Source organism: Photobacterium kagoshimensis (assembly GCF_050337045.1).
Taxonomy (GTDB): domain Bacteria; phylum Pseudomonadota; class Gammaproteobacteria; order Enterobacterales; family Vibrionaceae; genus Photobacterium; species Photobacterium kagoshimensis.
The window spans coordinates 140,535-152,704 of the sequence record NZ_JAKJSO010000012.1 but is presented as its reverse complement, the minus strand read 5'-3'; the positions used below and the strand labels follow the sequence as shown (position 1 = coordinate 152,704).

General features: G+C 46.7%; 12 protein-coding genes. 10 read left to right on the top strand and 2 right to left on the bottom strand.

What is annotated here, in order from left to right:
- The first annotated feature begins 11 nt into the window (after positions 1-11).
- The 5 genes from L4C35_RS10105 (at position 12) to L4C35_RS10085 (ending at position 6,011) form a co-directional block, all read left to right on the top strand.
- Positions 12-1,724: a type IV pilus secretin PilQ gene (locus tag L4C35_RS10105; RefSeq protein ID WP_428462747.1), complete on the top strand. Its 1,713-nt coding sequence runs from the start codon at positions 12-14 to the stop codon at positions 1,722-1,724.
- Positions 1,725-1,887: 163 nt separating this feature from the next.
- The gene (aroK, locus tag L4C35_RS10100; RefSeq protein WP_048898886.1) at positions 1,888-2,406 is read left to right on the top strand and encodes a shikimate kinase AroK; all 519 of its coding nucleotides are present in this window, start codon (positions 1,888-1,890) and stop codon (positions 2,404-2,406) included.
- 21 nt (positions 2,407-2,427) lie between these two features.
- On the top strand, positions 2,428-3,507 hold the full coding sequence (gene aroB / locus L4C35_RS10095) for a 3-dehydroquinate synthase (RefSeq protein ID WP_428462746.1): 1,080 nt from the start codon (positions 2,428-2,430) through the stop codon (positions 3,505-3,507).
- A gap of 47 nt (positions 3,508-3,554) precedes the next feature.
- On the top strand, positions 3,555-5,084 hold the full coding sequence (locus tag L4C35_RS10090; protein WP_428462745.1) for an SPOR domain-containing protein: 1,530 nt from the start codon (positions 3,555-3,557) through the stop codon (positions 5,082-5,084).
- A gap of 108 nt (positions 5,085-5,192) precedes the next feature.
- On the top strand, positions 5,193-6,011 hold the full coding sequence (locus L4C35_RS10085) for a Dam family site-specific DNA-(adenine-N6)-methyltransferase (RefSeq protein ID WP_428462744.1): 819 nt from the start codon (positions 5,193-5,195) through the stop codon (positions 6,009-6,011).
- Positions 6,012-6,040: 29 nt separating this feature from the next.
- On the opposite strand, the gene L4C35_RS10080 is transcribed toward L4C35_RS10085, so the two are convergent.
- Positions 6,041-6,238, bottom strand: a complete 198-nt coding sequence (locus L4C35_RS10080; RefSeq protein WP_428462743.1) for a DUF2970 domain-containing protein — start codon at positions 6,236-6,238, stop codon at positions 6,041-6,043.
- Positions 6,239-6,410: 172 nt separating this feature from the next.
- Here L4C35_RS10080 and rpe point away from each other — a divergent pair, with 172 nt between their 5' ends.
- The 3 genes from rpe (at position 6,411) to trpS (ending at position 8,889) form a co-directional block, all read left to right on the top strand.
- Entirely contained in the window at positions 6,411-7,085 is a 675-nt protein-coding gene (rpe, locus tag L4C35_RS10075; protein ID WP_428462742.1) for a ribulose-phosphate 3-epimerase, read from the top strand.
- A gap of 1 nt (position 7,086) precedes the next feature.
- Positions 7,087-7,776 (top strand): phosphoglycolate phosphatase, encoded by a 690-nt coding sequence (locus tag L4C35_RS10070; RefSeq protein ID WP_428462741.1) that lies wholly within the window; start codon positions 7,087-7,089, stop codon positions 7,774-7,776.
- A 93-nt stretch (positions 7,777-7,869) separates the two neighbouring features.
- Positions 7,870-8,889: a tryptophan--tRNA ligase gene (gene trpS, locus L4C35_RS10065; protein WP_428462740.1), complete on the top strand. Its 1,020-nt coding sequence runs from the start codon at positions 7,870-7,872 to the stop codon at positions 8,887-8,889.
- A gap of 195 nt (positions 8,890-9,084) precedes the next feature.
- On the opposite strand, the gene L4C35_RS10060 is transcribed toward trpS, so the two are convergent.
- Positions 9,085-9,471: a RidA family protein gene (locus tag L4C35_RS10060; protein ID WP_428462739.1), complete on the bottom strand. Its 387-nt coding sequence runs from the start codon at positions 9,469-9,471 to the stop codon at positions 9,085-9,087.
- Between the two features lie 429 nt (positions 9,472-9,900).
- On the opposite strand from L4C35_RS10060, the gene L4C35_RS10055 reads away from it, so the two are divergent.
- The gene (locus L4C35_RS10055; protein ID WP_428462738.1) at positions 9,901-10,485 is read left to right on the top strand and encodes an aminodeoxychorismate/anthranilate synthase component II; all 585 of its coding nucleotides are present in this window, start codon (positions 9,901-9,903) and stop codon (positions 10,483-10,485) included.
- 415 nt (positions 10,486-10,900) lie between these two features.
- Positions 10,901-12,118 carry an aspartate aminotransferase family protein gene (locus tag L4C35_RS10050; RefSeq protein WP_428462737.1) on the top strand — a complete coding sequence of 406 codons (1,218 nt, stop codon included), beginning with the start codon at positions 10,901-10,903 and terminating at the stop codon, positions 12,116-12,118.
- The last annotated feature ends 52 nt before the right edge of the window (positions 12,119-12,170 follow it).

Genomic DNA, 12,170 nt, shown 5'->3' with positions numbered 1-12,170 from the left:
GAAATGTTGAGATGAGAAGGATGTTCATAAAGTTAGCGACCGAGAAGCGCTTTTCAGTCTTGTGGTATGGGGTTGCTTGGCTAATCTTGCTATTGATGTTTCCTCGATGGGCGTATGCAAGTAATCAAATTGCAGAGATCGATTTTCACCGAAGTGAAAAAGGGCAGGGCGTGCTCAGCGTTCAGTTAGCAAAAGCGCAGTCATTGATTGATATTCGGCAGTCGGGGCTACAGCTGTATGTGGAAGTTATCGATGCCACGATTACTGATGAAATGCTGTACGTACTTGATGTAAATGATTTTGCTACCGCGGTAAAAACAGTGGAAACGTTTCGCAGTGACAAAGGGGTCAAGCTATTACTGACCATGTCTGATCGATTTGATTACGATTATAAAACCAGTGGCAATCAATTGGATGTCATTGTAACGACTAAACCGAAATCAACCGAAGCCGATGAGCAAAGCATTACTTACAAAGGCAAACCGATTTCGATCAACTTTCAAGATGTTCCTGTACGTAATGTGTTGCAGCTGATTGCGGATTATAACGATTTTAACTTGGTGGTATCGGACACGGTTGAAGGGAATGTGACTCTGCGCTTGGATGATGTGCCATGGCCGCAGGTGCTCGATATTATTTTGCAGTCAAAAGGACTTGATAAGCGTATTAACGGAAAAGTTGTGCTGGTGGCGCCCAAATCAGAGTTGGATGGTCATGAACAACAAGCGTTAGCTGCGAAGCGTAAATCGGAAGAGCTGGCGGCACTGCGCTCTGAATTGATCCAAGTGAAATATGCCAAAGCCATCGATTTAGCCAATTTATTATTAGGGGATGAAGACGGTGTCAGTATGCTGTCTGCACGTGGTTCTTTGCACGTAGATGAACGCACTAACTCTCTCATTATCAAAGATCTTCCTGAGAGTATTGAAAGCGTGAAAGACATTTTGGGCGCATTAGATATTCCCGTGAAACAGGTTCAGATCGAAGCACGTATTGTGACCGTGAGTGAGGGTGATCTCGAAGAACTCGGTGTACGCTGGGGCGTGATCAGTAACAACGGTAACACCACGATTGGGGGCTCAATCGAGAGTAATTTACACAATGCCGGTTTGCTGGATAAAAAAGCCACCGTTGATGATTTCTTAAATGTAAACTTAGGGGCGACCACGGCGGGTGCATCAAGTATTGCATTTCAAGTGGCAAAACTGGGCGATATATTGCTAGATTTAGAACTGTCTGCGCTGCAGAAGGAAGAAAAAGCTGAGATTATCTCAAGCCCTCGCTTAGTGACGACAAATAAGAAAACAGCCTATATCGAACAAGGTACCGAGATCCCATACTTGGAAGGTTCATCCAGCGGTGCGGTAACCGTGAGTTTCAAAAAAGCGGTTTTGAGCCTTATGGTGACGCCACAAATTACCCCAGACAATAAATTGGTACTGGATTTAGTGGTCACCCAGGATAAAGTCGGTAAAACGGTCAAAACAGGTACAGGTGAAGCTGTTGCGATCGATACCCAACGTATTGGTACCCAGGTTCTTGTGAATAACGGTGAAACCTTGGTATTAGGCGGGATTTATCAACATGCGTTGTCGAATACTGTCGAACAAGTGCCACTTTTAGGGGATATTCCTTTGTTGGGGGCGCTATTTCGTCGTACAAAGGAAGATTTAGACAAGCGTGAGCTGTTGATTTTTGTCACTCCGAAGATTGTTTTTCAGTAATCTTGCTAATTGAAGGGATCTAGCTATTGCCAAGTGGCGGTGAGTCCTGAGATAATTTTCGGTCTTATCACGAATTAAATGTGAGGAAGTTGGCGCCTCGGGCTTATTTAGATAGAGCCTGCGGGCGGTGTCGTTTTATTAACCGCGCGTAAAATTGCTAAAAATGGCTGAAAAACGAAATATTTTCCTAGTCGGCCCAATGGGTGCCGGCAAAAGCACTATTGGTAGACACCTTGCACAGCAACTGCATATGGAGTTTTTAGACTCAGATACAGTTATCGAAGAACGTACAGGGGCTGACATTAGTTGGGTTTTTGATGTTGAAGGTGAAAGCGGTTTCCGCGTTCGCGAAGAAGGCGTCATTGACGATTTGACTCAAGAGCAAGGTATTGTACTTGCGACTGGCGGTGGCTCTGTAATGAGCAAAGAAAACCGCAATCGCCTATCTGCTCGTGGCATCGTGGTGTACTTGGAAACCACCATCGAGAAACAATTGGCGCGTACACAACGCGACAAAAAGCGTCCACTGCTACAAACTGATGCTCCACGTGAAGTATTGGAAGCGTTGGCAGAGGAACGTAATCCATTGTACGAAGAAGTTTCAGACTACGTCGTACGCACTGATGATCAAAGCGCAAAAGTTGTGGCTAATCAGATCATCAAAATGCTTGAAGAGCGTTAATTACTTGCAGAGAAGCTGACCATGGAACGGATCAACGTTAATCTTGGTGACAGAAGTTACCCAATCTCTATCGGCGCCGAGTTATTTGATAACCCGGCGTTGTTTTCGTCAGCAATTCAAAGTGGTCAGCGTGTTGTGGTTGTGAGTAACGAAACTGTTGCTCCTTTATACGCAGACCAAGTGATTGCAACGTTATCATCGCTTGAATGTGATGTGGCACTACTGTCTTTACCTGATGGTGAGCAGTACAAAACATTAGAAACCTTCAATCAAATCATGTCGTTCTTGCTCGAAGGCAATTACGGTCGTGATGTTGTGATTGTGGCGTTAGGCGGTGGAGTGATTGGTGATGTGGTTGGCTTTGCTGCTGCGAGCTATCAGCGCGGCGTCGATTTTGTGCAAGTACCGACAACTTTGTTGTCACAGGTTGACTCCTCGGTCGGGGGGAAAACCGCTGTCAATCACCCGCTAGGTAAAAACATGATCGGTGCGTTTTACCAACCTAAAGCGGTCGTGATTGATAATTATTGTTTACAGACCTTACCGGCTCGCGAATTTGCAGCGGGTATGGCAGAAGTGATCAAATACGGCATTATTGCTGATTATGATTTCTTCGTATGGCTTGAAGAGAACATAGAAAAACTTCAAGCGCTCGACAACGAAGCGCTTTGCTATGCAATTGCCCGTTGTTGCCAAATTAAAGCCGATGTCGTGGCCGCAGATGAGAAAGAATCGGGCGTACGTGCATTGCTTAACTTAGGCCACACCTTTGGCCATGCCATTGAAGCCGAAATGGGCTATGGCAATTGGTTACACGGTGAAGCCGTGTCGACGGGGACCGTCCTCGCGGCATACACAGCGCAGTTACATGGGCTGATGGCTGCCGAAGATGTTGCGCGCATTACTGCTTTATTGCAACGCGCTCAGCTTCCGACTCATATCCCTGACTCGATGGACTTTGATTGTTTTATCAAGCACATGATGCGTGATAAAAAAGTCCTATCTGGTCAACTTCGCTTAGTGTTACCGACCTCGATTGGTCGTGCTGAAGTCGTCGCGGATGTTACGGAAGCTACGTTACGTCATGTTATTAATGGTTAGTGTGGCGGTCGAGTATGGTCAGTGACCTGACTTTGAAAAGTTTGGATTTGGATAGTCAAATCCAGCTTTTGTCTCGCCTTCAATTTTTAACCCGTTTTAGCTCTAACCTGATCCAAGTTTCTGGCCATGAAGGCGCAGGAAAAACGTGGTTAGCACAGTGTTACCTCGAAACATGGGCAAAAGATAGCAAGCAAGCTTTGTTGTTATGCCACCCCAGCCAATCTGATGCCCAGCATCGTACTTTTATTCTCAATCAGTTAGTTCCTTCTCCGTTGTTCAATGAACAAGATCCGCTGCTGCAAAGCCTTGATCGCATGCTTGGGGATGACAAGGTGCAGTTGTTGCTGGTGATTGATGACGCCCATTTGCTGAGCCCAACCATGATTGCGGAATTATGGGCTTTGGTGGTGAAAGCGCAGAGTATGCCGCACTGGCAAGTTAACGTTCTGCTCTTTAGTCAAACTGGGCGTTTAAATAAGTATTTAAGCCAAGTGTCACATGGCCAAGGCCAAACCCCATTAGAATTAGAAATTGGCGACTTTAGCGAGGCCGAGGTCCAGATGTTTGTGGAAGTGATGTTCACATCATCGGGTCTGGATGCAACCGCGCGTCGTCAATTAAGAGAGCAAGCCATGCAGGTGGAGCCTCGCCCAGGGGCGTTAGTGCGGCTCAATGACAAGGAAGACCAAGGAATGGTGAAAACTGCAAATCGGAAGTTGTCTCCAGCTTTGTTGGTGACATTATTGGCTGTTGTTGTTGGTGCTGCCGCAGTCTGGCTATTTTTACCTGATTCAACCTCAACCTCACCATCGGTCGTTACTCATTCCGAGCCGACAACGGTGCCGCTTGAGTTGACTCCACTACGTGAAGTCTCTGATGCCGAGCCGCTATCGAGTCATGGCTTGTCGTCAATAGCGGTCTCAACCCCGCCGCCATCGCCTAGTGCAGGTGTCACGTTTGATGATTCATCCGCGTTACCTCCCGAAGTCAAAGTTGATGGACTGACTGTTGGGCGCCGCGATGAAGGTAAGCGTATTGTGGTGCCAGCAGAATTAGTCGATGGTCTGCTTGCTGAGCAAGCATTGGGGGGCAGTGGTGAAAAAGCTGTGCAAACTTTGTCGGCTGAACAAGCGAGCGAGACAGGGAATCCATCGCAGGATAGGTCTGTTCCGAGTGCACCAGCAGGCGTAACAACATCGCGCAGTGCAACGCCAGCAGTTGCTGAATTAACACCAAGACCTACGACGCCAGTCGCTCAACCCGCGGCCACGCCTAGTATTGTATTGGGCAGTGAATTAAAGCGAGTGCCTGCTCGTCAATACGCGTTACAGTTAGCGGCATTAAGGTCATTGCCAGCAGCTCGTAATTTCATTGCGGATCATGCGATTAGCAATATTGCACATATTTATGAAACCCGCCGTAGTAATGAGCCCTGGTTTATTGTGGTGACTGGCGAGTTCAATACGGTTGCCGCCGCGCGCCGTGCCGAGCAAAGCCTGCCAAATAGTGTAAAAGCTGGCCAACCGTGGGTAAAATCATACAGCCAGATCCACCGCGAGATAGACCGCGTAAAATAATCTAATGTGATGGCAAATAATTCCGCCAATTGGTATCAGGTTACCCATGAAATGGGGTACAATCCGCCACCTTTCGTAACATTCGTGCTATTGGTGGTGGCTAGCTAAATGAAAAAGCATCGTGCATTCCTGAAATGGGCTGGAGGCAAGTATTCTCTGGTCGAGGAAATCGAGCGCCATTTACCGCCCGCGCGTAAGTTGGTAGAGCCTTTTGTAGGCGCTGGTTCTGTGTTTTTGAATACAGATTTTGACCAGTACTTATTGGCGGATATCAATCCAGACCTGATCAACCTGTACAATATTCTCAAAGAGAACCCTGAACAGTACGTTGAAGATGTACGTCAGCTTTTTACGCCTGAATATAATCAGAAGGGCGCCTATCTTGAGATCCGTGCGGCGTTTAATGCGACGAATGATCCCTACTTGCGTTCTTTGTATTTCCTATACATGAACCGTCATGGTTTTAATGGCTTGTGCCGTTATAACAAAAAAGGTGGGTTTAATGTTCCGTTTGGTTCGTATAAAAAACCTTACTTCCCTGAAGCGGAAATGTACTACTTTGCTGAAAAAGCCAAACGTGCGACTTTTGTGTGTGAAGGGTATCAGCAGACATTTTCACGTGCCCGTAAAGGTAGCGTGATTTATTGTGATCCACCGTATGCGCCGTTATCAACCACTGCGAACTTTACCTCGTACGCGGGAAATGGCTTTAGCTTGGATGATCAAGCCGCGCTGGCGGATGCCGCTGAGAATGCCGCTAACGAACGTGGTATCTCGGTGTTGATTTCTAATCACGACACCACGTTGACTCGTCGCTTGTATCATGGTGCTGATTTATCTGTGGTGAAAGTAAAGCGTACCATTAGCCGCAATGGCAGTGGTCGTAATAAAGTCGATGAGCTGTTGGCACTGTTTAAAGCCAAGTAAGTCCGCTATTGCTGGCAACGCCCCTCCTTTTAGCGGGTAACTAACCAAGTTACCCCTAGTAAGATCCCCACCAAGCAACCGATAGCAATGATCCCCGCCAAAATGAAGGGCCAAGGGCTAGACTGCGCGAAATCTTGTTGGCGGTTACTGTCCGACTGCACCCCAAATAGCGCCGCAACCGCACTGGTAAATGCCTTCAAAATGGGTGGTTTATCCTGTTTCGCCATCTGACCTTCATTAATATTCTGCCAATACAATGAGCATAGCGTGAAATCGAACCAGTATTGATATAGGACAACGTTTGCGTGATCGGGTAGAATTGCGCCGATTTTCTCTTATTCGGTGGCGCGTGCTCTCGGTATCGCCATCGGCAATAACGTGTTTCTAATGAGGCTGAACATGAAGGACTTTTTGATCGCACCATCTATCTTATCGGCAGACTTTGCGCGTTTAGGCGAAGATGTAGAAAAGGTACTCGCAGCAGGTGCTGACGTGGTGCACTTTGATGTAATGGATAACCACTACGTACCTAACCTGACGTTTGGCGCACCTATCTGTAAAGCTCTACGTGATTACGGCATCACAGCTCCGATTGATGTTCACCTGATGGTGAAACCTGTTGATCGCATTATTCCTGATTTCGCGAAAGCGGGCGCAACCATGATCACTTTCCATGCGGAAGCGACCGAGCACCTTGATCGCACGTTACAATTGATCAAAGAAAATGGCTGTCAGGCGGGTGTGGTCTTTAACCCAGCAACACCATTACACCACCTTGATTATGTGATGGATAAAATCGACATGATCTTACTGATGTCGGTTAACCCTGGCTTTGGTGGTCAATCATTCATTCCTGCCACTATGGATAAATTACGTGAAGTGCGTAAGCGTATTGACGAGTCTGGCTACGATATTCGTCTTGAAATCGACGGCGGTGTGAAAGTGGATAATATCCGTGAAATCGCTGAAGCGGGGGCGGATATGTTTGTGGCGGGTTCTGCAATCTTCAGCCAACCTGATTACAAAGCCGTGATCGATGAGATGCGTGCTGAACTCGCGAAAGTAGAGCGTTAAGATGGCGCATATTGAAGGCATTCGTTTTATTGCTTTCGATCTAGACGGCACGTTACTGGATAGCGTGCCCGATCTAGCTGAAGCTGCAGATAAAACCATGCAAGTACTAGGGCGTGAACGCGTCACAGTAGAACAAGTGACGACTTGGATTGGTAATGGCGCTGATATTTTGATTGGTCGTTGTTTGAGCCAAAGCCTAGACGTCGATCCTAACCTCGACCCAGCGCTACACCGCGATGCACGCCAGCTGTTTGATCGCTTTTATGATGAAGGCGGTCACCAAAAAAGTGCGCTTTATACTGGGGTTAAAGACACACTGGCTGCTTTTCACCAAGCTGGCATCCCAATGGCGATAGTAACCAATAAACCGGCCCAATTTGTGCCGCATTTGTTGGCGCAGCATGGCATTAGCCAATATTTTGTTGATGTGATCGGTGGTGATACCTTCCCACTGAAAAAGCCGGATCCTTTTGCACTCAACTGGTTGATGGAAAAGCATCAACTCGCCCCAACGCAAATGTTGATGGTCGGTGATTCTCGCAATGATATTTTGGCGGCTAAGGCAGCATCGTGTTATGTTGTTGGGCTGACCTATGGCTACAACTATGGTCAACCTATCAGCGCAAGTGAACCCGATATTGTGCTGGATCACTTTAGTCTTTTGACAGAAGTGGTTAAACTAGACAGCTAGTACGAACAGCCTAGCTGATCATCGGAAATATATTCAGCGGCCATTTCGGCCGCTGCTTAGTTTGGTTAATGAGCAAATCAGGGAAATCCCATCATGAGTAAACCCATTGTATTAAGTGGCGTACAGCCATCTGGCGAATTAAGTATTGGTAACTACCTGGGTGCGCTGCGTCAGTGGGAACAGATGCAAGATGATTACGATTGTCAGTACTGTGTTGTCGACCTACATGCGATCACTGTGCGTCAAGATCCTAAAGCCCTTCATGAAGCAACATTAGATGCGCTGGCAATTTGTTTAGCGGTTGGCGTTGATCCGAAGAAGAGCACCTTATTTGTTCAATCGCATGTACCAGAGCATGCCCAACTAGGCTGGCTACTTAACTGTTACACCCAAATGGGTGAGTTAAGCCGCATGACCCAATTTAAAGATAAATCTGCCCGTTACGCCAACGATGTAAACGCAGGTTTGTTCGGTTACCCTGTGCTAATGGCGGCGGATATTTTGCTATACGGCGCGCATCAAGTGCCAGTGGGTAACGATCAGAAACAACACTTAGAGCTAGCGCGTGATATCGCGACCCGCTTCAACAACATCTACACGCCTGAAGCGCCGTTATTCCAAGTGCCAGAACCTTATATTCCAACTGTGAATGCACGTGTTATGAGCTTGCAAGACGCGACCAAGAAGATGTCTAAGTCGGACGATAACCGTAAGAATGTGATCACACTGCTAGAAGAGCCGAAGTCGATTCTGAAGAAAATCAAAAAAGCCCAGACTGATGCAGATATGCCACCGCGTATTGCACACGATGTTGAGAACAAAGCGGGTATCGCCAACTTAATGGGTCTGTATTCAGCGGCAACGGGTATGAGCTACGCAGAAATCGAAGCGAAATACCAAGGCGTTGAAATGTACGGCCCATTCAAGAACGATGTCGGTGAAGCTTTGGTTGCTATGCTTGAGCCGATTCAAGCGGAATATAAGCGTATCCGTGCTGATCGTGCTTACATGGATGAAGTGATGAAAGCGGGTGCAGCAAAAGCATCAGAGCGCGCAGCCGTGACCCTGAAAAAAGCCTACGAAGCGGTAGGTTTTGTTGCTCGCCCATATTAAGGTTTCATCTTGTTAGGCTGATTTGCGCGAACTGAACGCGTATTGATAGCTAAGCGATGGTAACGAATGAAGAAGCAGTCACCTTGGTGGCTGTTTTTTTTATCGCTAGGGTTTAGAGATGGCTGCTGAAATGAAATAACCCAGCCATGTGGCTGGGTTATCGCAAGAGGAAAGCTGTCAGAGAGAGTAGGGGGATTACTCTGCTACCGCAATTGCTTCAATTTCTACCTTTGCATCCATAGGTAGGCGCGCCACTTCAACACAGCTACGCGCAGGGTATGCGGCACACTCTTTATCAAAGAATGCACCGTACACTTCATTTACTTTGGCAAAGTCGTTGAGGTCTTTGACAAAAACAGTCGTTTTCACAATGTTACCCACGGTGAGACCGGCTTCTTCAACAATCGCTTTCACGTTCATTAAAGATTGAAGTGCTTGCTCGGCAACATCTTCAGGCATGGCTTTGGTTTCGTGGTTAATTGGAAGCTGACCAGAGGTGATTAGCATATTGCCAAACTTTTTCGCTTGTACGTAAGGACCAATTGCTGCTGGCGCTTGGTCGCTGGCGATAGTTGTTGTCATTTCGAACCTCAAAGTTATCAACAAATAGGTGTTCTAAATATCCCACAATGCTTTTCAAAGCGGGTATGACTTGTCTGACTTAGTTAAATCAGGCCAATGATAACCGCTGAAAAAAAAGCGCCATCAGTTGTGGAGCAAAAGAGGCGCAGCCTTGGGTTCCGTCTTTGCATGCCGCGCTAACGCCGCATACCGAAGAATTGGATACATTTTTATTATGCGGCGAAGTATCACATCAAATTTTGAGTGATGCAAATTTTTTCTAACTAAATTTGATATATTAAAAAATATTTAAGTTTGTGCGCAATTTTTAACTGGTGCTGATTGTTATCCTTAATGGATCTTTACAGAGGGCGGGTTAGGCTGCGAATTACCTTGCCTTTCAGCGCGGGATTTGCAAAATACCAACCAGCCAAGTAAGGATGTAACGCTATGCTGTTGATGATCGATAACTATGATTCGTTTACCTATAACCTGTATCAGTATTTTTCAGAGCTGGGTGCTGAGGTGAAAGTTGTACGCAACGATGAAATTGATATTGCAGGCATTGCCGCGTTAGCACCGAGTCACTTGGTGATCTCTCCAGGGCCTTGTACGCCAGATGATGCGGGGGTATCACTGGATGCCATTCGTCATTTTGCGGGTCAGTTACCTATTTTGGGCGTGTGTTTAGGCCACCAGTCTATTGCGCAAGTGTTTGGTGGTGATGTAGTGCGAGCACGACAAGTGATGCATGGTAAAACCTCGCCAGTTATTCATACTAATCGCAGTGTCTTTGAGGGGCTTAATAATCCACTGACGGTGACGCGTTATCATTCATTAGTGGTTAAAGCGGAAACCTTACCTGACTGTTTTGAAATAACCGCCTGGACCGAGTGTGATGGTGGGTTTGATGAGATCATGGGTATTGCTCATAAGACGCTGCCTATTGAAGGGGTGCAATTTCATCCTGAGAGTATTTTGACCGAGCAAGGTCATCAGTTATTGGCGAATTTTCTTCAACGAAAACTGAAATAATGATCAAATAAGTGGATGTGAGGTATCTCAAATACGAGATCTTTATCACTATTGTTAACATATATTTCATTTTTATCTGCATTTTTAGCGGCATGTGTTATTCGGTAGAATATTCGCCTGAATAATCTATGCTCAAACACCGTTTTTCATTCTTTCTTCCTAGATAGTCTACATTTCCCTTTTATCCGCCTTATGATACGTGGGGTGATGCTTGGCATCGTTCTGTTCTTTCCTTGAAGGAAAGACACCCTTTATTGCTGCCCTCTTCATAAATCTGCTTATTACACGCATAAATATCTACGGCTTATCCAATTTCAGGCAAACTTTTACGCGCAAAAAGAACTTTCTGCTATTGGAAATCGTTAATAAAATGTAAATACTATGCTTAAGGCGGTATACACAGAAGGAAAGTGTGATGGCAATGGAACAAAAAGTAGAACGTCAGCTATTTGATGAGGTCATGGTGCCTTGTTATTCCCCGATGCAGATTATTCCTGTGAAAGGGAAAGGTGCACGCGTGTGGGATCAGAATGATCGCGAGTATATCGACTTTGCCGGTGGTATCGCGGTGAGCTGTTTAGGGCATTGTCATCCCGTGATGGTTGACGCGCTAAAAGCGCAAGCCGATAAACTGTGGCATTTAAGTAATGTGATGACTAACGAGCCTGCATTACGTCTTGCTAAAAAGTTGACCGAGCACAGCTTTGCTGAGCGGGTCTTTTTTGCCAACTCGGGGGCAGAAGCGAATGAAGCCGCATTGAAATTGGCGCGTCGTTACGCTGCCGATACATTCAGTGCTGAGAAATCAGAAATTATCGCGTTTAAACAAGGCTTCCACGGGCGTACCTTCTTTACGGTAACGGTTGGTGGGCAAGCGGCTTACTCGGATGGCTTTGGTCCTAAACCAGGCGATGTGACCCATCTACCTTACAATGATCTTGCGACACTGGCGGATCATATCTCAGATCGCACTTGTGCCATTATGATGGAACCACTGCAAGGTGAAGGCGGCATTATCTCGCCAACGCCTGAGTTTATTCAGGGTGTGCGTGAGCTTTGTGACAAGCACAATGCATTATTGATCTTTGACGAAGTACAAACCGGTAATGGCCGTACGGGGGAGTTTTATGCCTATCAAGGGTTAGGGGTGACGCCTGATATTCTAAGTACCGCTAAATCACTGGGCGGTGGCTTTCCGATTGGTGCCATGCTCACTACGGCAGAGCTAGCCACGCACTTGAAAATTGGTACCCACGGTTCGACCTATGGTGGTAACCCACTCGCGTGTGCGGTGGCAGAAGCTGTGGTGGATGAAGTCTCCAAGCCTGCCGTGCTGGCAGGTGTCAAAGAGCGTGAGCAATGGTTCCGCGATGGTATCGCCACCATCAATGCTAAATACCCTATTTTTGCTGAAGTACGTGGAAAAGGCCTATTACTGGGCGCCGCTTTGAATGATGAGTGGCAAGGTCGTGCGCGTGATGTCTTGTTAGCGGCGGGTGAAGAAGGTTTGATGGTGCTTGTCGCGGGTACTAATGTAGTGCGCTTTACACCATCGTTAGTGATCAGCAAAGAAGAGGTTGATTTGGGTTTAGCCCGTTTAGAAGTGGCGATTGCTAAACTGTACAACGCGTAATGGGTGTCGAGGTCGTCGCCTCAAGGTAATTCAAAAATATGGTTAGACGCGT

Bases quoted from the DNA above. Each gene is read 5' to 3' on its own strand.
- aroB (WP_428462746.1), top strand. From the start codon at position 2,428: ATGGAACGGATCAACGTTAATCTTGGTGACAGAAGTTACCCAATCTCT.
- rpe (WP_428462742.1), top strand. From the start codon at position 6,411: ATGAAGGACTTTTTGATCGCACCATCTATCTTATCGGCAGACTTTGCG.
- L4C35_RS10070 (WP_428462741.1), top strand. From the start codon at position 7,087: ATGGCGCATATTGAAGGCATTCGTTTTATTGCTTTCGATCTAGACGGC.
- L4C35_RS10105 (WP_428462747.1), top strand. From the start codon at position 12: ATGAGAAGGATGTTCATAAAGTTAGCGACCGAGAAGCGCTTTTCAGTC.
- aroK (WP_048898886.1), top strand. From the start codon at position 1,888: ATGGCTGAAAAACGAAATATTTTCCTAGTCGGCCCAATGGGTGCCGGC.
- L4C35_RS10050 (WP_428462737.1), top strand. From the start codon at position 10,901: ATGGCAATGGAACAAAAAGTAGAACGTCAGCTATTTGATGAGGTCATG.
- L4C35_RS10055 (WP_428462738.1), top strand. From the start codon at position 9,901: ATGCTGTTGATGATCGATAACTATGATTCGTTTACCTATAACCTGTAT.
- L4C35_RS10085 (WP_428462744.1), top strand. From the start codon at position 5,193: ATGAAAAAGCATCGTGCATTCCTGAAATGGGCTGGAGGCAAGTATTCT.
- L4C35_RS10080 (WP_428462743.1), bottom strand. From the start codon at position 6,238: ATGGCGAAACAGGATAAACCACCCATTTTGAAGGCATTTACCAGTGCG.
- L4C35_RS10060 (WP_428462739.1), bottom strand. From the start codon at position 9,471: ATGACAACAACTATCGCCAGCGACCAAGCGCCAGCAGCAATTGGTCCT.
- trpS (WP_428462740.1), top strand. From the start codon at position 7,870: ATGAGTAAACCCATTGTATTAAGTGGCGTACAGCCATCTGGCGAATTA.